The following is a 25616-nucleotide window of genomic DNA, read 5'->3' as shown; positions in this document are numbered from 1 at the left end:
ACGCAAGAATGGGGAATTTGACTGAAGTGGCTGCACCACTGGTGATTCAGACCCGGTAAAGTGAAAAAAGGTCAATCCCTAACCTCTGTGCAAAATGCACTTGATTGAGCACATCCGGTCACCTTCAACCCATAACATACAAAGATTTCTTTGTCTGAAACAGAAAGCAAAAGAACGCAGGTTTCGATGAACATACAGCGCGCCCCTCCGAGGGGGAGGAAGGGCGCGCTGTTGTGACTGAGGGAAGCTTGCTTGCGAGTGAGTGGCCCGTGTCCTCACGGTACCGGTGACACCCTTTAGGAGGGTTCGAGTGCTTCCTCAGTTGAGTAATCGGTTTCAGTTCCAAACCTGATGACATCTTCTGCAACGTGACCTTGCCAACAGGTTTTCATGAACTTTACATTTTTGATAGGTTGTCACGATCTGTCTCTTTGATCACCCACCCTTTGTGCAATGTCCGTGATCTTCGAACGGTGTAGCGCCATGCGTGGACAACTCATAAGTCATGTTTGAAAAATGGAGCGCCAAGGTCCAGACTTCGTCAGTCTTTATGTGGATGAATGTCACACCGTCCAAGCCATGTGCGACAGATGCCATACCTTCTGTATCCTGCACTATCAGGCGCGCTTCTGAGAGATTGGTATCATGAAAAATTTGAATTATTTCTCCGTTTGTTTCTGACGTGCATTGGAATTCTGTTTCGTCCGCCAACGCCACAGTCGCAGGCAAGAGTGCCATTAGGAATATTGAATTCTTCATCATTGATTTCCTGATCAAAGGGTTGTGCTTTTAGAGTTGAGTGTTCCGGGTGGCAGTGAGAACTCTGAGAAATGCCGTTCTTAAGTTTGTGTTCAGGCCGCAATGGGAGGCTTCCCAAAACTTACACACACCCGCAGGCCCGGTTCATTGCTTTCTGCGGTGATTATTGCGCCGTGTCGCATCGCTACGGCCTTCACAAGCGATAACCCAAGCCCATTTCTAGCTTCGTTTCTTGGGTGATCACCTCGGAAGAACGCGTCAAAAATTTGGCTGATTTGAGGTTCCGGAACCCCAGGCCCATTGTCTGCCACAACCAGTTCAATCGCATCAGACTTGGCTGTTAGAGAAATCTTGATCCAAGATCCCGAAGGGCAATACCGGAGTGAGTTGTTCACAAGATTGACGAGCAGCTGCTTCAGCATGCATTCGTCACCTCGTAACAAAATCGTATCGGCATTGTAATCTGCCGTGATGTGCTTGCCTGCGTCGACCGCAACCGGATAAAACGCTTCGGCAACATTCTCAACGAGCGCACTAAGATTGACTGTTTTAAACCCGTTTTGATGCCCGCCTGCTTCGATCTGTGACACTTTGAGTATTATGTCGAAGACAGTTCTGATGTTCTTAAGGCTGCACTCCAACTCGTCGAGGCTGGGTCGCGGGTCGCTACCATACTCAATTTGGCTGTGTACCTGCTGCAAAGCCATGAACCCGTTCGTTAAGGGCTCCCTCAAATCGCGAGCGATAGTGGCTGCAGTTGATTGAGTGCTGTTGAGTAAACTGGAATTCCAGTCGAGACGTCGATTGATAATTTGGAAAACCCGATCGAAATGGTCGCCTGTATCCGTCACGGGAAGACGAATAGCTGTGTTTTCTTCAATGGCATGATCCAGAGTACGCTCAATCCACTCGAGTTTTCGAAAGCTCTGAGAACTGAAATAGTAACCAAGGCCCAAAACAGTGGCGGTTGTAGCGAGCGTCAATAGCAACAAGCCCTCCCATAGCGTTGTCAAAGCTTGATTAAGCGATGTCAGGCTGCGGGCGACCACCGTGCGATACCCGAGATAATTAGAACTGTGAAGCACATAGACAGGGGATGCTCCACCGATCTGGACAAAATCCGGATCAACCTCGTTCCAACCAATCTCGCCGGGCGCTTTCGTGATTGATCCAACGAGGGCTGAACCGTGCTGGTCGAACAGTGCGATTATGTGAAGCCCGGTTCGATTGGGGCTATTCAAATGTTCAATTGCTCGCTGAACTGCGTCTGCCCCACCGTCCAGCAATATCTCGTGAAACAGAAGCTCCTCGTCGAGGATTTGTTGTTCAAGGTCAGAGCGGAGCCGGTCTTCTAGCGCTAGGTAGGCAGCGTATCCGAAGACTGCAGTTATGATCCAGACAATCAATGCGGCGAAACAAGCTGTCCGGAACGGAACGCCCGCGAGAATGCTAGCGCGGCCCATGAAGGCTGTATCCAACGTTCCGAGACGTGTGCAAAAGTGGCGTCTCAAAGGGTTTGTCGATCTTCGACCTCAAACGACTGATATACGTTTCGATCACGGTCGAATTTGGATCAAAGTTGTAGTCCCAGACTTGCTCTAAAAGCATGGTGCGTGTCACGATCCGCCCTGTATTTCGCATCAGAACTTCCAACAGCGCAAATTCACGGGGCAACAAGTCAATTGTAATATCTTGCCGTTTCACTACCCGGCTGAGCAGATCCATTGAAAGATCGTGAACTTGCAGCTCAGTTGCAGCAATGCCGGTTGGTTGTCGTCTGATGATGCTGTTTAAGCGCGCAAGGAGTTCTGAAAAATGAAAAGGTTTAACCAAGTAGTCGTCGGCACCTTCGGTCAAGCCTTCGACTCTGTCCTGAACGTCTCCGATTGATGTAAGGAACAGAACCGGGGTCTGTTTTTTCGCAGCCCTCAGGGCTTTGAGAACGGAAAGACCATCCACTCCTGGCAACATACGATCTAAGATTATTGCGTCACATTCATTGTATAAACAATATGATAGAGCGTCCCGACCATCATCGTACCACTCCACGCTGAAACCGTTTGACCTTAGTCCCGAATTGACAAAGTCGGCGGTCTTTTTGTCGTCTTCTGCGACGAGTATTTTCATTTCAAGACCTCCGACTATGCCGCTGGACTCGCTTGTCGCAGTTCCTAATGCAGCGTTTAGTGAACTCAGCCATGACGAGATGGCTGAGTCCATTTGGCATATCGTTGCAGACTAGAGGCTCAGCGTTCCCTCAACAGCCTTCACTTGTAACCGGGCGAGACCCAGATTGGCGGCCTTCTTGTCCAACGCGACATACACAAAAATGTTTGGGTTTTTGTCCAGTGGGCGAACCAGATGAAACTGTTTGCCAAGTGTAATCAGAATGTCTTCGATGGTATCGTTGAGTTTCAAAGCTTCGATTGCCTGCAGCTTAGCGCGGACAACTTCAACATTCGCGGCGCCTGCGGTATCAAGATCAAACTTGGAACCGCCCTCTGTGCCTAAAACAAGACCGGTATCGCTGTCGACGAGGCACGCCCCCAGAAGACCTTTGATTTCACTTAGTTTAGAAATGTCCAATGACATGTTTGGCTCCTTTTTGGCCTTGGAATAGTTGGTCTGACCTGCACCAAACGCTCGATTGTCCGGACGGGCTTTGTTGTTTGCGGGCGGAATGGTGATGACGTGTCTTTGAATCAGGCCAAATCTTTCGTTAAATCTGGCCAGCACAGAGGTGGCGTCACCTTTGGGTTTCGACATTTTCTATCCAATTCTCGCTGTGATTGTGGAGGTACAATGTCGACCTGTATGTTTGTCACTTCGAACTGCTTGGGCATGAAGAAACAGCTGATCAATTAATCTGTCATCCAAACCAGGGAGGGCGTTGGTTCTCCGATGGGTGTGACACTTGGGATCAGATGTCACTTTCAGAACTGATGTACTTAGGTTGCGAGAGTGATTGCGGCCTCTGTGCAAAAAATCCAGTGCTGCAATGCAGGTAAGGACTAAGTATTGGGCAGTGTTGGTTGAAAAGGCCAAAACACTTTCGGGGCCCAGAAAGAATGCCGACCACAGATGTCCCATTTCAAAAAGAACGCCAGCCAAAACGGGTAAAACAGAACTCAGCATAAGACCCTCGCCTCGTTACTAATCAACTAAGCTGTCCGTAGAATACCGGGAGTTTTAATTGACCTTTCAGACAGCTTAAAAATTTGTAAGGATTTGTTTTTCGTTGGTGTGAAGTGAAGTCTAGGGCGCAAATGACTCGTTAACTGACCCTGCGTGTATTCAGACGCCGACGTGGTTTAGAACGAGATGAACAACAGTTCCTAATTGGCAACCGTGTGTACATTACCGACCTTCGTGCAGAGCGCAGCATCTGTTTCTCGGGTCTCGCTGAAGACCTCGGAGCAGGCGCAGCGTAAGCCCCAGCCCAGATTCCACGACCTATCTTACGGCCCAGAGCCGACATCGACGATCTGGTCAGTCGCTGCGCCGCGGCCTTCGTTTTGCGGTCATTCGCATCAGTGTCATCCACTCAAGCCAATCTTGCGGGTGCTGCTTCGGATGGTTATGATAGGAATGCTTCTAGGGAAAGCCTCCAGGTCCGCGGAAAGCTGTCATCGGCATCTCTATCAACAATACGACAGCCTTATTTCGGTATGTCTCATGCTCGGATTCAGCGGACCATCGAGCCAAAAGTGAGGACACCGATGACAAAATCCCTGGACCAATTGCGCCGCGATGCCAAAGCACTTCGCAAAGACTATGAAGCAGGCGAATTACGCGCCCGTCAACGCATCGAAAACTATCCACCTCGACCGGAGGCAACAGCACTCAGGCACTCAGACTATTTGCACGTAATTGCGTGCGAGAACAGTTTTCCGACCTGGCCTGCCTTAAAGTTCGCAGCCGAACTGCTGGGCATGGACAAAGCCGCCAAACGGCAGCGCCTGAAACTGGCTCTCGCTCAGGGTCATTTTACGGCTGTTGATCAACTTCTGGCCGACGCGCCCAATCTGGCTGACGGAGATTTCGGGCTGTGTCTGGCCCTTTATCGCAAGTCGGATGTGTTGGAATTTCTCAACCAAACGCCGAAACTGGCGACCGAGCTTATTGGCGATCTGGCGCCGCCTTTGACGATCCTCGCCCGGTCCAAGTGGATTCACCGCGCATCCGGGCTGGCCAATGACATGCTTGATATCGCAAATGCCCTTTTGGAATCCGGTGCTGATGTTGATCTTGGTGCGCCGGTCTACCATGGCAACGACTACAAGCTATCACCGCTCTACTTCGCCATAGGCCATTCGGACAATATGGTTCTTGGGCAATGGCTGCTGGAGAACGGCGCAAATCCGAACGACGGCGAGAGCCTTTATCACTCAACCGAGCTGGGTCATCATAAGGGATTGCAACTGCTTCTGGATCATGGCGCCGACCCGAAGGGGACAAACGCATTGCAGCGCGCGATGGACTTCCATGACACAACGGCGGTTCAGATGCTTCTCGACCACGGGGCTAAAGTAGATGAATTTGACGGGACGCATGTTGGCGGCGAGGCACCGTGGGTCGTCCCTGCGCTACACCAGGCGGCGCGAAGGATGGCCACACCAGATATGGTCGAGCTTCTTCTTGAAAATGGAGCCGATCTGAATCGGCCCTTTGAAAACACTACGCCCTATGCTTATGCGCGGGTATTTGGAAATGTCAGTTTGGCGAGGATGCTCGAAGAGCGCGGCGCAGATACGACCTTGAGTGAAATCGAAACTACATTGAGTGCCGTTGCCGTTGCCGATGGCGTTCAGCCGCCATGCAACCTTGACCCAGACAAGATACCTGACGCTTATAGCAATATCATTCGAATGATATTGCACATCCCGGGAAAACTGGATCACGTTCGACGACTGGTCGCCGTAGGAGTTGAATATGACCGTCCAGATACCGAAGGATTGACACCGGTGCAGGTTGCCGGATGGGAGGGCTTGCCAGACGTCATGGAATACCTTCTGTCGTTAAAGCCAGACCTGACACATGTGAACGGCTATGGAGGAACTCTTCTGTCCACAGTTATTCATGGGTCGGAGAACTGCCCGCAGCGATTAGACCGCGACTATATTCGGTGCCTGGGTCTAGCATTGCGGGAAGGCGTCGCTCTTCCGCGCCGTGCCATAGAACTGGCAAGCCAAGATGCCGTATCCGAGTTTTTGTCAGATTGGGCGGAGCTATATCCCGAGCAAGTTGTCGACGGTGGTGTCGCCTAAACTGGTTTATGCGATCATGACAGGAGGCGAAGGCGGAAGGCCGGATTCACCATACCATTCCGCCTCCGCACGGTTATGAATTCGAAAAGAAATCCGTAACAGCGTCGATGATCATCTCATGCTTGGCAGCACGAACTGTGCCACCATCTGAGCAGATGATTTCGTCTCCTGGTTCTTCTCTTGCGAGCAGTTCGTAGCCACCGGGCTTGCAGCGACCCAGGAAGTCAAAATGCGATAGCGTCTCGGGCTCGATATAGTGTGCATTCTGCGTGGGTAACGCGGCAATCAGGGCACGGGATTCAATGTCGAGGGTCAGACCAGAATTCATGATCGGTGCCCCAAAGACCAACATCGGTCGGTCAATTTTCCGAAGGCTCGCTTCGGAAAAGCTCTGTGTTCCGCCAAGATCAAAAACTGCAAATGCCTTGATCCGAGGATCAGACAGGTCAGCTTCCATCTGAGCGCGATCTTCAGATGTTTGCGCGATTTTCCAACCCGAAAGGATGCCACAAACCAGTTCGTCTGGCTGAGTGTCGCAAAACCGATTTAACCCAGCCGCGTCGTACCGCGCGCCGGCAAGGGCAACAGCCGTAAAGCCACCCAGTGAGTGTCCCGCCATATAGATTCTGTCTGTATCGACATACCTCGCAAAATCAGACGAACCGGTTGCATGGTCAATGACACGGGAAATGTCCTTTGGCCGCTCCCATAATTGCCGAGTCAGCTCGGGGTCGCGAGACCAGGTTGATGTACCAGGATGGCTGATGGCGGCCACAATGTAACCGTGTCGTGCCAACGCACCGGCAAGCCACGCCTGATTGTAGGCGTTGCCAAACATACCATGAGATAAGACAACAAGTGGAAACCGGCTCGTCGCTGGTGCGGCGTCTTTCACCACTTTCGTTCCCACCCACACTTCGCTTTCGAAGTCGTAAGTCTCTGGCCCAGTTGCACCTGTTGGATACCAAATAAATCCGGACAGATCGCGTTCTCCCTCAACGTCGGCGACATTGAGTTCTGTCATTGCTGGCCGATAGGGCTGGGCAAATGCCGTGGCAGCGAACATAGCTAAGAATCCTGCAAGAAGGTAAGAAGAGTGTCTCATCGAAAGCTCCGATCATCATTCAAGATAAGTCAAAGCTGAGCCGTAGGTTTATTTGAAACAATGCTTTGCACTGCCTATACCTGTCCTTGATCCTGATTGAGGACAGGTCTCGATAGAAAGAGGACAAATGGACAGCCCCGGGTTGATCAGTTTCCCCTTGCCGCTGGCTACAGCGTTTCTTTGCGGTGTGCTTACCATGCTGGCTTGGCGGCTGGATCTGGGCTTTCGTCTGGCCAACATGTTGTTCTCAGCCTTCTTTGGGTTGGGCGCCTTCTCATCCCTGTTGGTCGGTCTGCGATTTGGCTATGGAGTCGAGGAGTTGATCCCGCTGCAACGCAGTTTGCCCTTGTTCTTCGGACCGCTCCTGTATCTGAGCTTTGCATCGATGGCTGTCGAAAGGCACGACGTCGCCAAGATCGTCATGATGCACCTAGGTGCGCCTTTCATTTTGATTGGGTTGTATCTGCTCTTGGCCAGCGACTTGAGAAGTATGGATTGGGTAATCAGTGCCAGCTATTCGTATTATTGCGTCGCTCTCTTCTTACTTTGGCGGAAGGGGCCCGACGCACTGAGTCAAGCACGGGTCGATGTCACCCAGGCGCTTTCCAATTGGCTTTTACGCGGCATTGGATTTCTTGTCTTTGTACTGGTTTTGGATAGCGCGATCGCAATCGACTTTGCATTCTACAAGGGCGCCAATGCCTCAATGCTGATTTCATACGGAACTGTTCCGTTGATCTTTCTTCTTCTTGCGACGTCAATCACGCTCCCAGTGATGTTCTCTAAAGCCGACGCGGTGTCATACGCAGCGCCAGTAGCCAATACTGAAGATGCGAAAGTCCTAGAACGACTGCAGGCATTGTTGGATGAACAACAGCTTTTTTTGGACCCCAACATAACTGTCCAACGACTTGCCAAGCGCTTAAGCCTTCCGGCCCGCACTGTGTCGTCTGCTGTCAACAGAACTCAAGGAACCAACATGTCGCAATACGTGAACGAGTTCCGTTTGGCTCATGCGGCCCGGTTGCTTGCAGAAACTAATGAAAGCGTTGCCAACATCGCTACTCAATCAGGGTTTTTGGCACGCTCCAACTTCTATCGTGCATTCCAACGGGTCTACGGACAAACGCCTATCGAGTACCGCGCACTTCGAAATTCAAAAGAGAAACCACAATTCGACGACCATAATCCGCAAAATTCCAAGCATTCACACTCGGCGTAAATACTTGGTCACAAATCGAATGACAGTAGTCTCGGCTCGAAGCCGCGTCCGTGGCGCAGCCTTCATGCTGCGTTAGCAAAGTCACAATCTCAGTGAATGAATGTGCCGACATCAGGCTAGGACTTCGTGCCAATCGCGAATGGAACCTCATAGCTTGCTCATTGCAAGGCTGGTAAGCATTCCGCTGCTCAGAACACCGACTTGTTCAGAGAGCTTTGGCTCACTCTCACCATATACGGTGAAATGAAACATACCGGTTTCGTTATCTTCGTCTGTGACGAACGCCCCGACGGTTGTGTCACAAGCTTTTCGAAGTATTAGAACCAGCGTTATGCTATTTCACAACCCACCTATTCAATGTGGCGTGGTCAACTCGCACACTGCGTTCAGCCATGATCTCTCTATTACTTGCCCACGTAGTGCAAGTCCGCCAGCCACAAAGAAGTGCCTCTTCTGACCGTGAACTTGAAGTCAGTCTGGCCGTCATTCAAACCTGCTCGCAGTAGATCGGCAATCGTATCTTGCCCATCGATATTTTCATCTGTCGGAAAATATGCTGTCAGCTGGTCGTTCGGTTTCAGAGTTGTGCCTGGGCCTACATCTTCTGGGACATGAACCACGCTCGTAACCCATTTTCCATTCTCTGCATATTGAGTTTGAAAAACGACGCCATTCGACAAGGTCGTGTCTTGTACGACACCCAGAGTAACGTCCCGCACTTCGACACCGTCTCTTGGGTTAGAAAGCCCGATGGTCACATCCATGGTTCCCTCTTGTGAAGGAGTAGCCCCTGTTTGAAGTAGAACGGCAGCGATGGAGTTCAGATCATTGATTTCAATCCCATTGACAGAGTCAATACGCAGCCCCGCGTGAACCCAAACCGGGGCCTCGCTAGCGACGTATTCCACAGTATCGGGACTATCCGCCGACGCTACAAAAGGCAGAAGAACCTTCCATTCAGATTTCACTGAAGTCGGCCCTAAATCCTGAACGATTTGAGTGGTAGTATCAGCTTCGACATTCGCCTGATCTGTGTCGCCAGTGCTCACTTTAGCAGCAACTTCATCGTTAGCCTGCGCGCGCGATTCTGCCTCTGCCATCGCCATTGCGACTGCTTCGATCTCAGCCTGTGCTCGGGCTTGCGCTTCTGCTGCGGCTTTGGCTGCCGCTTCGACTTCGGCCTGCGCGCGCGCTTCTGCCTCTGCAGCGGCTTTGGCGGCCGCTTCAACCTCGGCTTGCGCGCGTGCTTCTGCCTCGACAGCGGCTTTGGCACGTGCTTCGGCTTCGGCTTGGGCAGCTGCCTGGGCAGCCGCTTCGGCCTCAGCCTGTGCACGAGCTTCCGATTCAGTTTCCGCTTTGGCGCGGGCTTCGGCTTCGGCCTGAGCCGCTGCCTGAGCTGCGGCTTCGGCCTCAGCACGCGCTATGGTCTCTGCCTGCGCGCGGGCTTCGGCTTGGGCCAGTCGTGCCTCGGCTTCTGCGACCCGTGCGGTGGCATCTGCGATTGCTTCTGCCGTCGCCGCTGCTTCGATCTCAGCTTGGGCGCGGGCTTCAGCTTCGGCAGCCAAAACGTCCTCTTGCGTTGCTTGTGGCTCGGAGGATGGTGAAAATGCTCCGATGGCCAGCACGCCGACTACGGCACCTACAACTCCAAATGCCAGCAGCCCGCCGGTTATTGCGACACGGTTGATTCCGCCGGATGAAGAGACCGCAACTCTAACATCCTGTTCCACGGCGGTCGGTTCGGTCAAGTGATCTATCGCCTCGAGCCACTCATCAGCGGTTTGAAAGCGATCCTTTGGCATCGCCGACAGAGCCTTGTCGAGCGCTTCGAGAAAGACGTCATCATACTTATCAAAGCGCCCCTGCAAAGGTTTGCAAGGATCGGGCTTTTGCTCGGCAATTGCAGAGACCCGAGTCTGGCTGTCTGGCGCGCGCTCTCCGGTGATCACATGATAGAATGTTGCCGCCAAGGAATAGAGGTCGCTAAAAGGTCCTTGCACGCCGTCAGTGACATAAAATTCCTGTGGGGAATAGCCATCCTTGACTGCGCGTAAGGCAGACAAAACACGGTTTGTTTTCCTATTTTGCTCACGCGCAGCACCAAAATCAATCAATACAGGTATCTTGTTGGGTCCGACCAGAATGTTGTCAGGCGATATGTCCCGATGCAACATCCCTTGCTTGTGCATAAATGCGACCGCATCCAGAATCTGCCGCAGGATCGACATGACATCGGCTTCGTCCAGCTGGGTTTCAGCGTCGTCGATAGCGTCCAAAAGGTCCGGGCCTTCAACGAAGTCCAGTGCCATATAGGCGGTGTCATTGTCCTCAAAGACTTGGTGCACACCAACGATATTGGGGTGATCCATAGTTGCCAGGCGCTGGGCTTCGTTGATGAAGTGCCGCACAATCTGGCGAAGATCTTCTTTGTGTTTTTGCACACGAGCCTTCACCAGCAGATTCTGTCGGCGCGCGAACATGGCTGGAAAACACTCTTTGATGACCACCTTGCGGTTGAGACTGTCATTGGCCAGATAGGTAATGCCGAAGCCGCCGCTGTTCAGGTAGTGGTCAATTTTGTACTGACCATGCAACAACCGGGCGCCTGCAGGGAGGTCGTCTGCGGAAGAGGCTCCGATCATCTGACCCGTATCTTCATCACCAGTCGTTACTAGTTTCATTACGTTGCCCATGCCTCGTCCCGTCCGTTATCGTCCCTTGCACATCAGGAAATATTCAATTTCCAATCACAAAACGTTTCTCAGTTATACACACTCTTTACGCGAGTCCGTTTGTTTCGTGATTTCCAGTATGCACACTGTTCGATCCAAGTTGGTCAGCGTAGGAAGTCAGTACATACAAACGTTTTACTTTTGCTTTACCGGAACCGGAACCATTGAACGGTTAAGCTATTTTGCAAAGGTTCACGACGCCTTCAAACATGTGATAATCTCAATCAAACCTTGTTTTAGCTATATGTTAGATCTTGGCTTTCAGATTAGCGGCAATGCAAGACGATCGAATGCCACGAGAGTAGTGGCGGCGCATGTTGTTTACCAACTGCGCGAAGATTTCGACCGCACGATTAGAATTCATGAATGTAGCCTGGTCAATTGACCCCTCAACTGGGGTGCGGATGGACATCAGCGTCTTGTAGCCACCTATGATTTCCAGAGCCTGAACCACGCAATCGTAGTCTACTGTTTCACCTTCGCATGAGTCGCAGTAGCGTTTTACGATGTTCAAGTATTTATCGGTTTCACTGATGCGGGAAATGCTTTCGTTCAAGCGAACCAAATCGACACTTTCAGGCAAGTCCGAGCCCCGGCCCAGCATCACTGTCGTGAACTGGTTGGCTTCGTCGGAAAAATGCTGATTGAGGTTCAACAGTCGTGCCAGTCGTTTGAGACCCAACAACCCCGAAACACGTTTGGGATTGGATTCTTCCACAAAGGCCCGCATCGTGATCGCCTTGTTTTCCCGCGCCATATAAGCTTCGATCCACTTGAGAAAACCGGCTTCGGACAGGCCGTAGTTGTCTGAAGGCATGGAATTGATCAGATCAAAACGGCCGTTATTCAGTGTATTCCACAGTACATACTCGGCGCCTTCAATCTCACCATGAGTTTGCAGTGCTATCGCATTGCTGATTGGCTGACGACCAACCCGATATCCAAAGATGGCCTCGCCGTGTTTTTGTAGGGCAGGATTGCTCAGAGCAAGCAACCAGTTTACGGTTCCCTTATCGGGATCCGGTGCACGAAGAAGCTGGTCTCGTGCCTGATGATTGATCAAGTAATCGGAAAATCCTCCAGGTACAGTATCGCGATCGATCTGACCAAGGATCATTTGCGCCGACGTGTTCCCCTGACTGGCCGCTTCCGACAAACCTTGCAGGCCTACGGCCTCGCTACCATTGAGCCAGCTGTCTACTGCGGTTTTGTATGGGTCTTCCTGCGCGACAGCCGCCCCTGACAATTGCAGTAGGAAAACATTGGCCAATACTGCGAGCATTCTCATACGACGTTACTCCATTGAATTATCGTCTTGGTCACTGACCGTTGTATTCCCGTTCCGAAGCTGCGTTGGCGCTTCGCTACTGGGATGTGGTGACAACGTCTCGCAACCAGACTTCCACTCGGCGGTTGATACGGCGACCATTCTCAGTGTCGTTGCAACTTAGCGGCGAGATCTCACCATAACCCAGAGTTCGGATGGTTAACCCGTCCAGGCTGTTGGTAGGCGCTGCTTGTAGCAACGCATTGCTAACTTGTTTGGCACGCTGCTGACTGAGTGACCGGTTGGATCCGCCAGCACCGACAGAGTCTGTGTATCCGATCAAGAGAAGTTCTTTGTTTGTGGTTTCTTCCTTGGCAAGCAACGAAGCAAGGCGCCTTATGTCGTCCTGTGCCCGCGTATCCAGGCGAGAGGATCCGAATGCAAACCGAAAGGTTATAGAACTACGGTCGGCACCGGACAGCTCAGCCGACATTTCCTGCAACTGTTTCAGGGTAACCTCTGCATCGGTTGGCATTACTGCGCCAAGATAGCGTAGTCCCTGCTCATTGGGGCCTTGCAGGGATTCACCAAGTGACACAAAGCCCGAAGCATCAATTGTCTCTTGCGCCTTTTCGCTTTCGAGGAATTGCATGAAGCGGTTCAACTGTGCTGGCGCAGTTTTGCCGGTATATGCATACAAGCGTCGGCTAAGCGGGTATTCTTCTGTCTTGATGGTGAAAGGTGTCGCTGGAACCTGAATTCCACAAACACCGCGAATTGCAAGAACCTTGGCCTCATCAGCACTTGCGAGGCTGGTAATTCCGATACCAAGCGGATCAGAAGCAACTGCTGCAGCCAATTCCGTGTCTGTTTCGAAAAAGCTTGTATCGCTCGCGTATGTTGCGCCCACGGGGTTCATGATCAGGTCATTGAAAACCAACGCAGTTCCGCTTTCAGGCACTCGCATGTAAAGCTGGATCGGGGCATCGGGCCCACCAATCTGGCTCCAGTTGGAAATGGCTCCGGAAAATATTCGCGCTAGATCCTGTTCGGCGACTGCCCGCAGTTGGTTACTTTGCGATGTAATAACAACTAGACCGTCCAGCGCAAAAATTTTCTCGTTTTCACTCGTGGTGATATCCCCGAGTCCAGCCTGCGATGCGCTCGCCAGCTCGTCGGGTTGAGCAGGGCGTGTGGTCACTGCCAGTGCTGAGTTTCCATCGACCAGTTGTTTGATCCCGTCTGCGGAGTCACCACCCATCAAGGAGACTTCGGCCAAAAACTCGCCTAGTTCGTTACGGAGCAGTAGCTTATCGACACCTTCTTCCTCAGAGCGCAAAGCAGTGCCGCCAATCTCCTCACCGAATTGCGTCGTAAGATCGGCGAATAAGACATCGACCAGGCGAGAAGAACCAGAAATGCCATATTCGACCGGACCTTCGTTCCGACTGGGGCAGGCTTCGCCAATGCATTCAACTTTGAAAGCGTCAACCGTGATTGTACCAACCACCGTTCGGAGTTCGTAATTGGCGCCATCAAAATCTATTAGCTCTCCGGTCAGAGTCATTCCGCCGTCTAAACTGTTCAATTGAACAGTTTCAGCGTTTGCCATGGTCGCGACGGACAACATCAACGCACCAGAGGTAGTTTTCAGGACCCGATTTAACATTTTCCTAACCTCAAACTTCTGATTATTGATTCTCATTTTACTCAAGGTTGTTTCGCAAAAACTGATACAACCTTCATAATTTCTTAATGACGTAGCGGTACCCGGGAAGTTTAGTCAAGGCTGCAGCGGGGATACATAAAATTGCCTTGCTTCCCCCCACTTATGGACACGTTTGAGGCAGATTCTGACCACAGTTGGCGCTCTTTCTTAGCTTGTATCCGAAGCTGACGCGATTCAACGTCGAATTGAGTCGTGATTTTAGGGCCTCAGGTTTCCCTTGAGATTTCTCAGAACGAACCTCATACCTTTCTTGCCAGGCATTCGCAGCCTTTGACCCAGGTGATTCTTAACTATTTCGGGCACTCGAACGGTTCTGTTGCAAAGTTCTGAACCTGCCGAGCGGTTTCAGCAATCGCTCGTGAGTTAGGCCGCGAGCTCAGGGAACTGCCGAAACGGACAGAATCCGGGTGTGAATTGCCCCTTGCGGATTATGTGAGGGACTTCGATATCGTCCAAAGTTGCCGCTGCTGAAGCGAAGGGGTTGTGTCGCAAACTTTAAATGACGCGTACGGCACATGTGTGGGGTCAAGCCATTTAGATCAGCTTCAGCCACACTCGATGGCATTGAGGTAGTCAACATGATCCGGAGAAACAATTCTCTAGTAATACAACCTCTGGCTTTCGGATGTTTGCTGAGATCGCAGGATAACTGGGTCTAGCATAACGCTGGTTCTAGTCTTCGAAAAGTTGGCGACACAACCTTTGGGCCAGTCGCAAACGCGCAGCACTCCAGTTGAAGGGTAGATGCCCATCATCGAGCACAAGCTGCAACTACGCTTCGATAGTGAAGTACATTATTTTTGACATTGGGTATAATATTTCATACAAGATGTAAGTAATAATCGACTCACTAGAAGTGTACTGTCCAATAGGGATTTCAGAAATGACCTACCAAGATCGCAATACGGTCGTCTCGATCTTCGTGAACCTCGCCGTTAGTGCATTTGTTGTTTCACGGCTTCTGGATATGAATGCCTCTGGATTGTTTGATGGCCCAGACGCTGTAAACAACTGGGCCCGCATGGTGATCTGGCTGATCCCCTTGGGCGTCGTGGCCACCATCATCGGCACCATACTGTTCAACATTGGGTTTGCGATTGTTACACACGAACCCAAACCCAGCTTCGTCGTTGATGAACGTGACAAGATGTTCGAGCGCCGTGGCAGCTACGCCATCATTATCTTCGCGGGTGCGGGTTTTGTCTCAGCTGTCGTCGCCATGGCTCTCAACGCATCAGCGCTCACCGGCTTCAACATCATCTATTTCGGAATGGCTTTCGGATCCCTGTCAGCAGATATTGTCAAATTTGCTAGCTATCGGCGGGGGTATTGATCCATGGGCAAGCTCAGGATCTCCAACAACATTAGACGTCTACGCTTTGACGCAGATGAAATGACGCAAAAAGAACTCGCCGAAAAGGTTGGAGTCACCCGACAAACCATCGTTGCCATTGAAAACGCCAAGTATTCACCAACGCTCGAACTGGCGATCTTGATTTCTCGTGTATTCGACAAGCCCCTCGAAAAAGTCTTCGACATCCAAGACGCCAGCTAAATCATCGCGTCTGCTGCACCCTACCAAAGGATTAGATATGTTCATCAAACCCACCCGGTTCTGGAATCTGATGGCGAGATCCTATGCCCGCCGTCCGGTCCAAAACCAAGCCGCGTATGAATACAAACTGGACATCACTGCAAGACACCTGTCCCCCCAAGATCGTGTCCTGGAATTTGGTTGTGGCACCGGTACGACGGCGCTCATTCACGCCCCAAAAGTCGCCCATATCGACGCCATCGACTATTCATCCGAAATGATCTCAATCGCCCGGGAAAAAGCCGACGCGCAGGGCAGCAAGAACATCAACTTTGAAGTTAGCGCGTTCGAGTGCTGGCCTATTCCGGCGAAGGGTCAACAGTATGATGCCGTACTGGCTATGTCGATCCTGCACTTGGTACTGGATCTTGACGCGACACTGGACCGTGTTCGTAGTTCCTTGAAGGAAGGTGGCCTGTTCTTCAGCTCGACGGTCTGCCTGGAAGGTCTCGAGAAGTTCGTCATACCATCTCTCGGGACCATCGGCCTATTGCCCAAGATCCGCGCCCTGACGCAAGAAATCCTTGTTGAGCGTATGCAAGCTCATGGGTTCGAAATTGAACAAAAGTGGCGTCCCGAAACGGGTTCGACTGCTTTCATCATCGCAAGGAACAGCGGTTAGTTCGTTCGACATCTGACAACACCGACCCTGCCGTTCACGCACGCCGCAGAGAACGGCTGGAGAGAGCCCTGATTGACCTATGCTGAAACACGCATGAATGTCTGCTATGGGGCAAGCAAAGCAATAGCGATGGTTGAGGCGATGATGCGAAGTACAATGTGGCGACGGATTGATGTCGTGGGCACAGAAGCCTGTTCGGTTAACCGTAACGGAACGTCTCGCGTAATCTCGGGCATGGCTGTCTACGTAGTTGAAAATTCTCCCGTCAGAATAGCTTATTCCGTGACCTGTAATGACGAATGGGAGTGTAGCGCCGCCACCGTACAGCGTTGGATTGGGGCAGATAGGGTTGATCTTGTTTTAGTGAAGCAAGACGATGGTACATGGACCTCGAATGACAAAGTTGTGGATGCTGTTGATGAATTGCTCGACATCGATCTTGGGTTTACACCGGCCACGAACACGAATGCGATCAAGCGACTCCAGCTAGGGATTGGAGATCAGGCAGAGTTCACTGCTGTTTGGTTGGATGATGAAACCTGGACATTCAAACCGCTGAAGCAACGATATGAGCGGCTGAACGAGAATACCTATAGGTACACTTCGATCAATAGTGGATACGAAGCAAATTTGACTGTCGATGAATTTGGTTTCGTTCGAGTTTACCCTGAGTTTTGGAAAGCAGTGATAGCTTAGGCCCAACAAGCGTTCTAAAGCTAAAACGATAGCCAGAAACGGACTTTCGTTTTTCCAGGTGAGCGGCATTATAGTCCGTCTACCCGTCGTAAAAAGCCTCTAAAAATCGATCTCAACACCCGGCAGGTTCAGCTCTTTCATCATGTCGCGCAATTCCTGACGTGCTGCGATGTTCGAAATGTTCAGCTGTTTGATCCCGATATCCTTGAGGTCCAATAGGGTCAGCCCGCGCGGGAACAGCTCACGGAAAATAACGCGTTCGGAAAAGCCCGAAGCAACCCGGAAGCCGATGCGCTGCGACAGCATCTCGATCGCGCGCTGCATCTTTTCCTTGTTGACCATGCGTTGGGTACCGACGCGGTTGCGCACAACGACCCAGTCGATGGGCTTCAGGCCGGCTTGCGCGCGCAGCTGGCGTGCGTTCCAGACCATCTCGGAATAGACCGACGGACCCAGAATTTTCTCACCCTTTGAATCGATGCGTGCCAGCAGGTCAAAATCGATAAAACTGTCGTTCAGCGGAGTGATCAGCGTATCAGCCAGCGAATGCGCCACCTGGCTGAGACGGGTATGAGAGCCGGGGCAGTCGATCAGGATGAAATCGCTGTCGCTTTCCAGCTCGGACACGGCCGCTGAGAGGCGGTGGTCATAGATGTTCTCGCCGGGTTTCAGCGTGCTTGCGTCAATTTCGGGCAGGTCATGGTGGCGGGGGCTGGGAAGGGTCAGGTCCGCGCTTTTCAGAAAGCTATTCCGGTTCTCGAAATACCGTCCCAAGCTGCGTTGCCGCAGGTCCAGATCCAGGGTGCTGACCTTGTGACCCAGGCGGGCGAGTGCGGTGGCCACATGCATCGACACAGTCGATTTGCCCGCGCCGCCCTTCTCGTTCCCCACTACGATAATATGTGCCATGCCTGTATTCCCAAGTCTCACCGTGTTTGCGTACACGTTGTTGCAGGCCACTATATGTTGTGGAAAGCGGGAAGGGAAGAACCCGAAACAATGTATGGCGGCATAAAAAGGCGGTGTTGCGGAAATCTCAGCCTGCCCATAGGCCGCTGACTTGCGAAAGCCAGGACTATGTTTCAATCTCCAGGCTTAAGGACTGTGAGAAAGACATGGCTTGGAGCATCTGTTTCTGAACGTACTGAATGTGGTGTTGCCGGTGCTGATCTGTGCCGGGGCTGGGTATGCACTGGCGTTGACTAAAACGCCCTTTGACAACAAGGTCATTGGCGCGATCGTTTCGCGGGTTGGATATCCCACACTGATCATCTCGCATCTGTCGGCCACAAAGATCGCTGTTGGAACGTTTCTGGACGTGATGGCCGCTGCGGTTTTGGCGATTGCCGGGTTTGGTGTTCTGGGATTTGCGGCGCTGAAGGTTATGCGCCTACCGGCGCGGGCCTTTCTGACGCCTCTGATGCATGGGAATGTGGGCAATATCGGATTGCCAATCACCTTGCTTGCGTTAGGCGATGCGGGGATGGCCTATACGATGGCATTTGTAGTGGTCGTTCTTGTCAGCATCTTCACTGTAGGGATGTGGATACCAGCCAAAGAGTTTTCGCCCAGAAAGCTCGCCACCTCGCCGATCATATATGCGGTGGTCCTATCGCTGGTGCTGATGGCCAGCGGCTATAGCCTGCCTCAGCCTGTTGCGAAGTCATTCGATATCCTGGGTGGGCTTTCCATCCCGCTGATGCTGCTGACATTGGGCCACACATTGGCCAGCCTTCGGGTCAACCGCCTTGGGCGTGCGGTGATGCTGACCGCTTTGCACCTGGTGATGGCAGTTGCAATCGCCAGCGGGTTGGTCTGGGCCTTCGGCTTTACAGGCGCTGAGCGCGGCGCGGTGATCCTGTGCTGTTTGATGCCGTCATCGGTGGCAACCTATTTGTTCATAGACCAGCATGTGCCGGAATACGGCCCCGATGTTGCCGGGTTCATACTGGTTTCGACCCTGACAACGATCATCGCTTTGCCGCTGGCGCTGTCCTACTGGATCTAAGGCTAGGCGGTTTGCACATTCCTGCTAAGCTGTCGGTGTGGCGCTCCATAGTCGCCGGCCGTATTTTAGGACGTATTTGATGTTACAAACGAATTCATCTGATGTCGGCGCACGCGTTGTATTGGTCATGACGGCGATTTGCATGGTTGTTGTTGGCTTCAATTCCACGGCGGTTGCGACCATCCTGCCTGATCTTAAGAATGAGTTCGATCTGTCGCCTTCGGACCTGCAATGGGTCATGGCCATCTACACCGTGGTCAGTGCCACGCTGGTGACGATTATCAGTCGGCTGGGTGATATCACGGGCAAGCTGGGCGTGTTTCTGGTTGGCATGATCGTTTTTGCCATAGGCTCTGCCTCGGCCTTGTTCGCGCAGGACGGGGCGATGATGCTGTTTGGCCGTGGGGCGCAGGGGGCAGGGGCCGCAGCGCTGTTTGGCACGTCGTTGCCCTTGTTGACTGCAGCGACCCCGGAGGAAAAACGCGCCAGCGTTACCGGAGCATGGGGCGCCATTGTCGGACTGGCGATCGGGATCGGCCCAATCCTGGGCGGCGCATTCGCCCATTACATCAGTTGGAGAGCCGTTTTCGCCACCGATCTGATCTTGCTGGCCACCGCGTTTATCATTGGGTTGACCGTGAGAAAACGGAACTATGTACCGAACACGCGACTGGCCGGTGCCCGGTTCGATTATCTCGGCGCTGTGGCTCTTGTGCTGTTTCTGGGGCCGTTGTCATTTGCCCTGAGCAATGGGGAAAGTGGTGGATGGCGGGCACCGTTGACGCTGGTGCCGTTGGGTGTGGCCATGCTGGCCATGGTCGGTCTTGTGCTGGCTTCGCGCCGCAGTGAAGATCCGTTGGTCGAGCTGCGCTATTTCCTTCATCCGCGCTATTTCATGGCGGCAGCGGGGATGTTCCTTACCGGCTTTACGCTGTTTGGCTTTTTCGTCTACTTCAACACATTCGTCCAATCGCCTGATACATTCGGATACACGCCTATCGGGGCTGGACTTGCGATTATGCCACTCAGCCTTAGCATGTTCGCGATCTCGGTCATTGCGCCCCGATTTCTTGCGCCCTACAGCTTTCAATGGCCTGTTGTGATCGGGCTGGGTGCAATGGCCGTTGGGTTTTTGTTGCTGACCACGATTACAGTTCCCACTCAATACGCGCAGATCTGGTGGAAGTTGATGATCGTCGGCATTGGTCTTGGTATCTGTTTCTCGCTGCTACCGCGTCTTGGGTTGCGGCTTTTGCCTGATGAGCATGTGGGGCAAGGCTCAGGTGTAATCAATGCCTGCCTCTATTTCGGGGCTACGTTGGGGGCTGTGGTCTGCGGGCTTGCTGAAGCCATCACCTCTCGTCGGGGTCTTACCGAAGTGATCGACGCGTTACCGGCCGGCTCGGCCTCCCGTGATGATCTGGCTCATGCGCTGACCCACGGAACGCCCAGTCAAATCCAGCAACTGATCGCCGGCATGGATCCGACGTCGGGAAGTGCTCTGGCAGGGGCTCTGCGCGACCTGCAGGACAACGCTTTTGACAGCGCCATGATGGTGACGGCGATTGCGGCGCTGATCGGCGTGACGCTGGGGTTGATGTTGCTGCGCGGCCCTGTGCCCCCGGTGCACAGCGCGGCGGATCTGACACGCGCGACGAAACCCTGAGGGATTGATCCTGACGCGTTTCTTGTCAGGGCGTTGCCAGAGGTTTCGGGTAAAACGAAAAAGGCCGCCCAGAGGGGCGGCCTTTCGCATTCGAAACGGGTCAGGCTTAGAAGCCCAGACCTTCGTATTTCTTTTTGAACTTCGACACACGGCCACCGGCGTCCATCAGACGCGCGCCGCCACCGGTCCATGCGGGGTGCACGGAGGGGTCGATTTCCAGAGCCAGCTGATCGCCTTCGGAGCCCCAGGTGGATTTCATCTGAACTATGGTGCCATCGGTCATTTTGACGTCGATGACGTGATAATCGGGATGGATGTCTTTTTTCATCTTTCCGTTCCTTACGCTTCGGCGCCAGCTTTGGGCTTGTAGTTGGTAACCTCTGCGATACGTGCGGATTTACCGCGACGAGTGCGCAGATAATACAGTTTGGCGCGACGAACGCGGCCACGGCGGACAACGGTGATGCTGTCGATATTGGTTGAATACAGCGGGAACACACGCTCCACGCCTTCACCAAAGGAAATCTTACGCACGGTGAACGCACCGGCGATGGTGTTGCCACCTTTACGGGCGATGCAGACGCCTTCGTAGTTCTGAACACGGGTGCGCGACCCTTCGGTCACTTTAAAGCCGACACGAATGGTGTCACCGGCTTTGAAATCGGGGATGTCTTTCCCCAGGGCGGCAATCTGTTCCGCCTCAAGCTGTGCGATCAGGTCCATCGCAGGTTCTCCTATCTGCTCGTGGTTGGTCCACGAAGTTTGGGCACGGCCTGAGAGCTCTTGGTCTTCACCGGGTCCTGCGTACAGCCCGCCAGAGGTCAGATCGAATGTTCACTTGGTCTCTGGCCTGCCCGCCGCGCCGTGGCTGAAGAAAGCCGGGCGTCACGACATGATGCAAACCAAAACACCGGAGTCGCGAAGTTGCGGCACCGGATTGCGGTCATTTACGGGTATCGGGGGCAGGGATCAAGCCTAAATCGCCATGCAAGGCGGGGAAAACGGTGGGTTTCCGCCGCACGCAAACAGAACCATTGCCTTGCGGGGCTGATCAGGCAAACTGGACGTAATTATAAGAGCAGTCATTTGATACAGGATTAGATCATGCGCACCGCATTGATGCTCGCCGTCATGGCCTTTGCAACCCTGTCCTGCGGTCGCAGCAGCCCGCCGCCGCAACTGGTCGAGGCCCAGTCGTTTCCAGATGCTACGCCGCCCTCTGTGATCTTCCCAGCCTTTGCAGATGCAGACCCCCACGAATGGGAAGGGCGACATCCGGGGCATTACCCGGTGCACGGGCTGGACGTATCGCGCTGGCAAGGAGCGATAGACTGGCGCACCGCCAAGCAGTCCGGCGTTAGTTTCGTCTTTATCAAAGCGACCGAAGGGGGCGACGTGGCAGACCCTATGTTTGCCGATCATCGGCAAGGTGCGCGGGCAGCAGGTGTGCCTTGGGGGGCATATCATTACTACTATTTCTGCCGGTCGGCGCGGGAACAGGCCAGCTGGTTCATCCAAAACGTACCCAAGGGATCGGATCTGCCACATGTGCTGGACATGGAGTGGACTCCGCATTCTAAGACCTGCACCCTGCGCCCCGATGGTGCGACGGTTCGGGCCGAGGCTCAACGGTTCCTAGATATCCTCGAACGCCACTATGGGCGCCGTCCGATCGTCTATACGACGGTGGATTTCTATGGTGATACGAATATCGGGCGGCTGCCCAAGACCGAGTTCTGGTTGCGTTCGGTCGCCGGTCATCCGCGAAATGTGTATCCCAAAGCGGTGTGGCGGCTCTGGCAATACACCGGCACCGGGCTGGTGCCCGGTGTTCAGGGGAGGGTTGATATCAATGTCTTCAACGGGCCACCGGAAATCTGGGCGCGCTGGAAATCTGGTAGCCCTTAGACTTTGGGCACCCCATAGGTTTCGACGGTGTCGCCCACGACGAAGTGACCAAGCGTGCATTCGCGCTTCCCCCCCGAAAAATTCTGCAGCCGGGACCGCTCAGTTGCGGGGCTCATATCACACGGGGGATGTCATTCAGACGTCTCTTCCGGTTCACCCAGATAGGCCTCCCACAGATCGGGTCGCCGTTCGCGGGTGATCTGTTCGGACATATCGTGACGCCATTCGGCGATGCGACCATGATGGCCTGACATCAAAATCTCGGGGATTGGGCGGCCTTTCCATTCGGCCGGGCGGGTGTACTGGGGGTGCTCCAGCAGGCCCGACGAAAAACTCTCTTCTTCGGCCGAGGCCTGATTGCCCAGAACGCCGGGGATCAGACGCACCGTGGCGTCGATCAGCGCTTGCGCGGCAATCTCGCCTCCGGTCATCACGAAATCCCCCAGCGAGACCTCTTGGACGCCGTAATGCTCCAGCACCCGTTCATCAACACCTTCAAACCGCCCACAAAGCAGGGTCATGCCATCACAGCGCGCGAGGTTCTGCATCATGCGCTGGTCCATGCGGCGACCGCGCGGGCTAAGGTAGATCAGAGGCCAGTTTCCTTGCGCCTCGGTCATCGTGTGCTCGATTGCTTCGCCCAATACATCAGAGCGCAACACCATCCCCGCTCCGCCGCCGGCCGGGGTGTCGTCCACATTGCGATGCTTGCCGACACCGAACTGACGCAGGTCAACGGTTTCCAGCTGCCACAACCCTTCTTGCAGGGCTTTTCCAGTCAGGCTTTCGCCAAGAACTCCGGGAAAGGCCGACGGAAACAAGGTGATGATCTTGGCCTTCCACACCCCATGCAAATCGGGCGTGGGCGTAAGCAGTTCGCGCGGTTTCAGCGTAGGACGGATCGCCTTGCGACCATGAGATTTCGGGGACGTATCAGTCATGATGTACCAATCAGGTCTGTCTGCGCGCGTTCAATCACGGCAGTCTTTTGCGCCACCAGAGCCGCCTCGTCCAGGCGCGAACGGTTCAGGTCCAGCAACTCGGACAGGACGTCTGCGGGGAGCCGGGTATTGACCTGAGTCGGAGGCACCAGAAGGTTGGCCTTGTCACGCGACAGGTCCATAAATTCGGCAAAGGGGTCGCCAGGTCCAAGCCGTCGCAGTTGCAAATCTTCCAGCCATTCAGTCGTAACAGAGACGGAAGGCAGCTTTTCCTTGATGCGGCTGACGGTGTCTTGCAGCGGGGGCAGGTGGTCCAGGTTGTCGCGAAAGGTTTCAAAGTCAAAAACCTGTCGCATCCGTTCCAGATCATGTGCCCACAGGCTGCGCAACCAGCCTCCGCGCTGGCGCAGAGACAGGTATATCGTGATCTCAACCTCTTGCCCTGAAAATCGCTGGCGAATTGAATCCACCAGACAGGCAGCCAGATCGGGGGCCGCAGCATAGCCTTGGTCGATATTGCGGCTGGGCCTGAGGCCGGCGAAGTTTTCTTCGCTCAGGATCAGTCCCCGCTTGTCGCCGAAATCCAGGCTGTCCAGAAATTCGCGCAGCTGACTGCCAAACTCGGAGAGGGTTCCCACTGTTCCATAGACGGAATGGTTGGTGGCCGCGCGGGAAAGGCCGGAATTGCGGGTTCGATACGGTAGGACCAGCGCAAAATGCGGCCAAATCAGCTCGCGATTTTCATAGAGGAAGGATTGCGCTGCTGTTGTGCCAGTTTTGTGCAGGCCCAGATGCAGCAGGACCCGACGCATCAGATCAGCCCTTCGGGCGGGTCGGCGACGATGCGGCCCTGTTCCAGATCAACTGTAGGAACCGACTCGAGTGTGAACGGTAGCAAAACAGTGGAATTCAGGCCCGGCCCGTGCAATTCCAACAGGTCCGCCGCACCGTGGTTCTGGACAGATTTAACCTGACCCAGCAACGCCCCCCCTGTGTCATAGACCGCAAGCCCGATCAGATCTGTGTGGTAGAACTCGTCATCAGGTAGCGAAGGCAACTGATCGCGCCGCGCAAACAGGCGCAGCCCCTTCAGGTCATCTGCCTGTTCCTTGGTTTCAACTCCGCCCAATCTGGCGGCAAAGCCATTCTTGATCGAACGAGTCAGGACCAGCGGATAGCGTTCCGCGCCCTGTTCATCCGTCAGCGGCGAATAGGCTTCGATATCCTCGGGGATCGCGCAATAGCTTTTCAGGCGCACTTCGCCGCGCACCCCGTATGAGCCCGCAACACTTCCTACGCAGATCAGGTCATTCATTTGGTCCATCCACCGTCACACATAGCCCGTCTTGCCATAACCCGCGTGCCTCACACGCTTCGCGCTGGTTCGAGCGTTCGAAAAACACGCCCACAATAAAGGCGATCATCAACAGGATAGGAAGCCGTAATAGTCCGAACATACGTCTATCGTACCTCCACAAGCAGGTTGTCGTCGCGGATTTCCCAGCCAGATTGCTGCAACTCGGGGGTTTCCGAGTGCTCTTCGGGCCATCCGACACAGAAGTAACCGATCAACCGCCAGCTATCCGACACATTCAGATCACGCGCCATTTGTTCGGGATCCAGAATAGACACCCATCCCAAACCCATCCCTTCGGCCCGCAACGCAAGCCAGAACAACGTGACAGCCGAGACCACGGAATAGCGCCGCATCTCGGGCATCGAACCTGCACCCAAACCGCGTCCCTTGTCGGTGGAATCGTCGCAGAACACGGCCAGCTGCACCGGTGCTTCCTGCATTCCCGTCAGTTTCAGCTGACTGTAGAGCTGCGCATTGTCGCCCGAGTATCCCTTTAGGGCCTGGGCATTCGCCGCCTGAAAGTTCTTAAGCGCAGCCTCACGCGCGGCGGTACTTTCGACTCGGACCACACGCCAAGGCTCGCTGAGCCCCACAGAAGGCGCCAGTCGAAACGCGTCGAGGCAGCGCGTCAGCACTGCCTCGTTCACAGCTTCGTCGCGAAACCGGCGCACGTCGCGCCGGAGCCGCAACAACAGATCGAACTGCGCGCGAAAATCGTCGGTAAAGGTCTGATGCCGCACGCG

The 25616-nt window shown here is 53.7% G+C and carries 25 protein-coding genes; 9 read left to right on the top strand and 16 right to left on the bottom strand.

The annotated features are described in order from the left end of the window. Window positions 1-435 precede the first annotated feature (435 nt). The 4 genes from AC2FIP_RS18955 to AC2FIP_RS18940 form a co-directional block, all read right to left on the bottom strand. Window positions 436-759 carry a hypothetical protein gene (locus AC2FIP_RS18955; RefSeq protein WP_496698141.1) on the bottom strand — a complete coding sequence of 108 codons (324 nt, stop codon included), beginning with the start codon at window positions 757-759 and terminating at the stop codon, window positions 436-438. 92 nt (window positions 760-851) lie between these two features. Continuing rightward, window positions 852-2222 (bottom strand): sensor histidine kinase, encoded by a 1371-nt coding sequence (locus tag AC2FIP_RS18950; RefSeq protein WP_496698143.1) that lies wholly within the window; start codon window positions 2220-2222, stop codon window positions 852-854. Continuing rightward, the gene (locus AC2FIP_RS18945) at window positions 2209-2886 is read right to left on the bottom strand and encodes a response regulator (RefSeq protein WP_496787703.1); all 678 of its coding nucleotides are present in this window, start codon (window positions 2884-2886) and stop codon (window positions 2209-2211) included. Before AC2FIP_RS18945 ends, AC2FIP_RS18950 begins: the two co-directional genes overlap by 14 nt. Window positions 2887-2997: 111 nt before the next feature. Further along, window positions 2998-3525 (bottom strand): roadblock/LC7 domain-containing protein, encoded by a 528-nt coding sequence (locus AC2FIP_RS18940; RefSeq protein ID WP_496698147.1) that lies wholly within the window; start codon window positions 3523-3525, stop codon window positions 2998-3000. 953 nt (window positions 3526-4478) lie between these two features. On the opposite strand from AC2FIP_RS18940, the gene AC2FIP_RS18935 reads away from it, so the two are divergent. After that, the gene (locus AC2FIP_RS18935; RefSeq protein WP_496787701.1) at window positions 4479-6026 is read left to right on the top strand and encodes an ankyrin repeat domain-containing protein; all 1548 of its coding nucleotides are present in this window, start codon (window positions 4479-4481) and stop codon (window positions 6024-6026) included. A 73-nt stretch (window positions 6027-6099) separates the two neighbouring features. Here the strand turns inward: AC2FIP_RS18935 and AC2FIP_RS18930 are convergent, their stop codons facing one another. Next, window positions 6100-7092 (bottom strand): alpha/beta hydrolase family protein, encoded by a 993-nt coding sequence (locus tag AC2FIP_RS18930; protein WP_496787700.1) that lies wholly within the window; start codon window positions 7090-7092, stop codon window positions 6100-6102. Window positions 7093-7258: 166 nt separating this feature from the next. Here AC2FIP_RS18930 and AC2FIP_RS18925 point away from each other — a divergent pair, with 166 nt between their 5' ends. Further along, the gene (locus AC2FIP_RS18925) at window positions 7259-8353 is read left to right on the top strand and encodes a helix-turn-helix domain-containing protein (RefSeq protein ID WP_496787699.1); all 1095 of its coding nucleotides are present in this window, start codon (window positions 7259-7261) and stop codon (window positions 8351-8353) included. Between the two features lie 404 nt (window positions 8354-8757). Here the strand turns inward: AC2FIP_RS18925 and AC2FIP_RS18920 are convergent, their stop codons facing one another. The 3 genes from AC2FIP_RS18920 to AC2FIP_RS18910 all read right to left on the bottom strand — a co-directional run bounded on the left by AC2FIP_RS18920 (window position 8758) and on the right by AC2FIP_RS18910 (window position 14057). Continuing rightward, complete coding sequence (locus AC2FIP_RS18920; protein ID WP_496787697.1) at window positions 8758-11034, bottom strand: serine/threonine protein kinase; 2277 nt, start codon at window positions 11032-11034, stop codon at window positions 8758-8760. A 298-nt stretch (window positions 11035-11332) separates the two neighbouring features. Next, entirely contained in the window at window positions 11333-12373 is a 1041-nt protein-coding gene (locus AC2FIP_RS18915) for a hypothetical protein (RefSeq protein ID WP_496787695.1), read from the bottom strand. A gap of 76 nt (window positions 12374-12449) precedes the next feature. Next, window positions 12450-14057: a phosphate ABC transporter substrate-binding/OmpA family protein gene (locus AC2FIP_RS18910; RefSeq protein ID WP_496678715.1), complete on the bottom strand. Its 1608-nt coding sequence runs from the start codon at window positions 14055-14057 to the stop codon at window positions 12450-12452. Window positions 14058-14964: 907 nt separating this feature from the next. Between AC2FIP_RS18910 and AC2FIP_RS18905 the strand changes: the two genes are divergently transcribed. The 4 genes from AC2FIP_RS18905 (at window position 14965) to AC2FIP_RS18890 (ending at window position 16993) form a co-directional block, all read left to right on the top strand. Continuing rightward, window positions 14965-15414 carry a hypothetical protein gene (locus AC2FIP_RS18905; protein WP_271951474.1) on the top strand — a complete coding sequence of 150 codons (450 nt, stop codon included), beginning with the start codon at window positions 14965-14967 and terminating at the stop codon, window positions 15412-15414. Between the two features lie 3 nt (window positions 15415-15417). Beyond that, on the top strand, window positions 15418-15636 hold the full coding sequence (locus tag AC2FIP_RS18900; protein WP_425595609.1) for a helix-turn-helix transcriptional regulator: 219 nt from the start codon (window positions 15418-15420) through the stop codon (window positions 15634-15636). Window positions 15637-15673: 37 nt separating this feature from the next. After that, on the top strand, window positions 15674-16297 hold the full coding sequence (locus AC2FIP_RS18895) for a class I SAM-dependent methyltransferase (RefSeq protein ID WP_496787694.1): 624 nt from the start codon (window positions 15674-15676) through the stop codon (window positions 16295-16297). A gap of 72 nt (window positions 16298-16369) precedes the next feature. Continuing rightward, window positions 16370-16993 (top strand): putative glycolipid-binding domain-containing protein, encoded by a 624-nt coding sequence (locus tag AC2FIP_RS18890; RefSeq protein ID WP_496787692.1) that lies wholly within the window; start codon window positions 16370-16372, stop codon window positions 16991-16993. Window positions 16994-17092: 99 nt separating this feature from the next. Here AC2FIP_RS18890 and AC2FIP_RS18885 read toward each other — a convergent pair whose 3' ends face one another. Beyond that, entirely contained in the window at window positions 17093-17902 is an 810-nt protein-coding gene (locus tag AC2FIP_RS18885) for a division plane positioning ATPase MipZ (RefSeq protein WP_142639130.1), read from the bottom strand. A 211-nt stretch (window positions 17903-18113) separates the two neighbouring features. On the opposite strand from AC2FIP_RS18885, the gene AC2FIP_RS18880 reads away from it, so the two are divergent. After that, window positions 18114-19001 (top strand): AEC family transporter, encoded by an 888-nt coding sequence (locus AC2FIP_RS18880; RefSeq protein ID WP_496692168.1) that lies wholly within the window; start codon window positions 18114-18116, stop codon window positions 18999-19001. A gap of 79 nt (window positions 19002-19080) precedes the next feature. Then, window positions 19081-20667 (top strand): MFS transporter, encoded by a 1587-nt coding sequence (locus AC2FIP_RS18875; RefSeq protein ID WP_496787691.1) that lies wholly within the window; start codon window positions 19081-19083, stop codon window positions 20665-20667. Window positions 20668-20773: 106 nt separating this feature from the next. Here the strand turns inward: AC2FIP_RS18875 and rpmE are convergent, their stop codons facing one another. Together rpmE and rplS are read right to left on the bottom strand one after the other, a co-directional pair. Further along, complete coding sequence (rpmE, locus tag AC2FIP_RS18870; RefSeq protein WP_142639136.1) at window positions 20774-20995, bottom strand: 50S ribosomal protein L31; 222 nt, start codon at window positions 20993-20995, stop codon at window positions 20774-20776. 11 nt (window positions 20996-21006) lie between these two features. Then, window positions 21007-21390, bottom strand: coding sequence for a 50S ribosomal protein L19 (rplS, locus tag AC2FIP_RS18865; protein ID WP_142639138.1), 384 nt, complete (start codon window positions 21388-21390; stop codon window positions 21007-21009). Window positions 21391-21771: 381 nt separating this feature from the next. Here rplS and AC2FIP_RS18860 point away from each other — a divergent pair, with 381 nt between their 5' ends. Then, window positions 21772-22575, top strand: a complete 804-nt coding sequence (locus AC2FIP_RS18860; protein ID WP_496698490.1) for a glycoside hydrolase family 25 protein — start codon at window positions 21772-21774, stop codon at window positions 22573-22575. 131 nt (window positions 22576-22706) lie between these two features. On the opposite strand, the gene trmD is transcribed toward AC2FIP_RS18860, so the two are convergent. Genes trmD through bluB form a run of 5 tightly spaced genes read right to left on the bottom strand, consistent with a single transcriptional unit; the run spans window position 22707 to window position 25613 of the window. Continuing rightward, window positions 22707-23516, bottom strand: a complete 810-nt coding sequence (gene trmD, locus AC2FIP_RS18855; protein ID WP_142639142.1) for a tRNA (guanosine(37)-N1)-methyltransferase TrmD — start codon at window positions 23514-23516, stop codon at window positions 22707-22709. Next, complete coding sequence (locus AC2FIP_RS18850) at window positions 23513-24328, bottom strand: hypothetical protein (RefSeq protein WP_496698489.1); 816 nt, start codon at window positions 24326-24328, stop codon at window positions 23513-23515. Before AC2FIP_RS18850 ends, trmD begins: the two co-directional genes overlap by 4 nt. After that, window positions 24328-24831, bottom strand: coding sequence for a ribosome maturation factor RimM (gene rimM, locus AC2FIP_RS18845; protein WP_496787690.1), 504 nt, complete (start codon window positions 24829-24831; stop codon window positions 24328-24330). The genes AC2FIP_RS18850 and rimM overlap by 1 nt, the downstream gene beginning before the upstream one ends. Then, window positions 24824-24973, bottom strand: coding sequence for a hypothetical protein (locus AC2FIP_RS18840; RefSeq protein WP_185956731.1), 150 nt, complete (start codon window positions 24971-24973; stop codon window positions 24824-24826). The genes rimM and AC2FIP_RS18840 overlap by 8 nt, the downstream gene beginning before the upstream one ends. Window positions 24974-24977: 4 nt before the next feature. Then, complete coding sequence (bluB, locus tag AC2FIP_RS18835) at window positions 24978-25613, bottom strand: 5,6-dimethylbenzimidazole synthase (protein ID WP_496698487.1); 636 nt, start codon at window positions 25611-25613, stop codon at window positions 24978-24980. Window positions 25614-25616 lie beyond the last annotated feature (3 nt).

Source organism: Ruegeria sp. CDSB114 (genome assembly GCF_059611025.1).
The sequence above is the reverse complement of the archived record's forward strand: the minus strand, read 5'-3'. Positions and strand labels throughout refer to the sequence as shown.

Coding starts and splice junctions, on each gene's coding strand:
- AC2FIP_RS18955 (WP_496698141.1), bottom strand. CDS start 759: ATGAAGAATTCAATATTCCTAATGGCACTCTTGCCTGCGACTGTGGCG.
- AC2FIP_RS18950 (WP_496698143.1), bottom strand. CDS start 2,222: ATGGGCCGCGCTAGCATTCTCGCGGGCGTTCCGTTCCGGACAGCTTGT.
- AC2FIP_RS18945 (WP_496787703.1), bottom strand. CDS start 2,886: ATGAAAATACTCGTCGCAGAAGACGACAAAAAGACCGCCGACTTTGTC.
- AC2FIP_RS18940 (WP_496698147.1), bottom strand. CDS start 3,525: ATGTCGAAACCCAAAGGTGACGCCACCTCTGTGCTGGCCAGATTTAAC.
- AC2FIP_RS18935 (WP_496787701.1), top strand. CDS start 4,479: ATGACAAAATCCCTGGACCAATTGCGCCGCGATGCCAAAGCACTTCGC.
- AC2FIP_RS18930 (WP_496787700.1), bottom strand. CDS start 7,092: ATGTTCGCTGCCACGGCATTTGCCCAGCCCTATCGGCCAGCAATGACA.
- AC2FIP_RS18925 (WP_496787699.1), top strand. CDS start 7,259: ATGGACAGCCCCGGGTTGATCAGTTTCCCCTTGCCGCTGGCTACAGCG.
- AC2FIP_RS18920 (WP_496787697.1), bottom strand. CDS start 11,034: ATGAAACTAGTAACGACTGGTGATGAAGATACGGGTCAGATGATCGGA.
- AC2FIP_RS18915 (WP_496787695.1), bottom strand. CDS start 12,373: ATGAGAATGCTCGCAGTATTGGCCAATGTTTTCCTACTGCAATTGTCA.
- AC2FIP_RS18910 (WP_496678715.1), bottom strand. CDS start 14,057: ATGAGAATCAATAATCAGAAGTTTGAGGTTAGGAAAATGTTAAATCGG.
- AC2FIP_RS18905 (WP_271951474.1), top strand. CDS start 14,965: ATGACCTACCAAGATCGCAATACGGTCGTCTCGATCTTCGTGAACCTC.
- AC2FIP_RS18900 (WP_425595609.1), top strand. CDS start 15,418: ATGGGCAAGCTCAGGATCTCCAACAACATTAGACGTCTACGCTTTGAC.
- AC2FIP_RS18895 (WP_496787694.1), top strand. CDS start 15,674: ATGTTCATCAAACCCACCCGGTTCTGGAATCTGATGGCGAGATCCTAT.
- AC2FIP_RS18885 (WP_142639130.1), bottom strand. CDS start 17,902: ATGGCACATATTATCGTAGTGGGGAACGAGAAGGGCGGCGCGGGCAAA.
- AC2FIP_RS18875 (WP_496787691.1), top strand. CDS start 19,081: ATGTTACAAACGAATTCATCTGATGTCGGCGCACGCGTTGTATTGGTC.
- rpmE (WP_142639136.1), bottom strand. CDS start 20,995: ATGAAAAAAGACATCCATCCCGATTATCACGTCATCGACGTCAAAATG.
- rplS (WP_142639138.1), bottom strand. CDS start 21,390: ATGGACCTGATCGCACAGCTTGAGGCGGAACAGATTGCCGCCCTGGGG.
- AC2FIP_RS18860 (WP_496698490.1), top strand. CDS start 21,772: ATGCGCACCGCATTGATGCTCGCCGTCATGGCCTTTGCAACCCTGTCC.
- trmD (WP_142639142.1), bottom strand. CDS start 23,516: ATGACTGATACGTCCCCGAAATCTCATGGTCGCAAGGCGATCCGTCCT.
- AC2FIP_RS18850 (WP_496698489.1), bottom strand. CDS start 24,328: ATGCGTCGGGTCCTGCTGCATCTGGGCCTGCACAAAACTGGCACAACA.
- rimM (WP_496787690.1), bottom strand. CDS start 24,831: ATGAATGACCTGATCTGCGTAGGAAGTGTTGCGGGCTCATACGGGGTG.
- AC2FIP_RS18840 (WP_185956731.1), bottom strand. CDS start 24,973: ATGTTCGGACTATTACGGCTTCCTATCCTGTTGATGATCGCCTTTATT.